At 44.1% G+C, this 662-nt stretch carries 1 pseudogene; it reads right to left on the bottom strand.

The window, feature by feature from the left end:
• Positions 1-52: 52 nt before the first annotated feature.
• Positions 53-662, bottom strand: a pseudogene (locus D5R40_RS33610) (endonuclease MutS2); the annotation flags it as partial.

Below are 662 nucleotides of genomic sequence, written 5' to 3'. Positions count from 1 at the left end.
GGAATATGAGTTGTCAGTTTTGCCGGAATTAGTAGCTGAGTTACGCACTTATCCAAACTAACAACGGATGTCGCAATTGACGGATATTCACGGGGCGATCGGAATCTGGTTCAGTAAATTGAGGGGGGTTTGCTCCTAACCATAAACTATAACGAGCGCGAGCTGTAGCGAGGTCAATTGTAGTAGCAATTATCAATAACTGCTCCAAGTCTTCCTTGACTTCTGCCACCTGCTCTGTTAATGCTTGCCGAATCGCTTCTTCTTCTCTTTGGACCTGACGCTGTAGTTGTCGCATTTGGTTATTGAGGTTGACAACTCCATTAGGTTCAATGTATAATGTAGAACCTGTTGTAGATGTATCGTGAACAATACCAGGTACAGCATCCTTTTGAGGTGCTTTGACAGGAATTACAAAGCGATCGCTCCTTTGAGTAATAATTGGTTGTTGAATAGCACTAGCTTTCCGTTGTAAAATGCCTCGAAGTATCCCATCAATGCGATCGCGCAAATGGTGCATTTTTTCTCGAATACCCGCCAGTTTGGGACTTGCTCGGTCTGTAACATCTCCCCGGTCGTCTATACAGCGGTGAATTTCCTGTTCTAGTTCTGGATAAGTGCGTAACTCAGCTACTAATTCCGGCAAAACTGACAACTCATATTCC

The sequence above is a fragment of the Okeania hirsuta genome (assembly GCF_003838195.1).
Taxonomy (GTDB): Bacteria; Cyanobacteriota; Cyanobacteriia; order Cyanobacteriales; family Microcoleaceae; genus Okeania; species Okeania hirsuta.
This window is presented reverse-complemented; position numbering and strand designations above follow the sequence as displayed.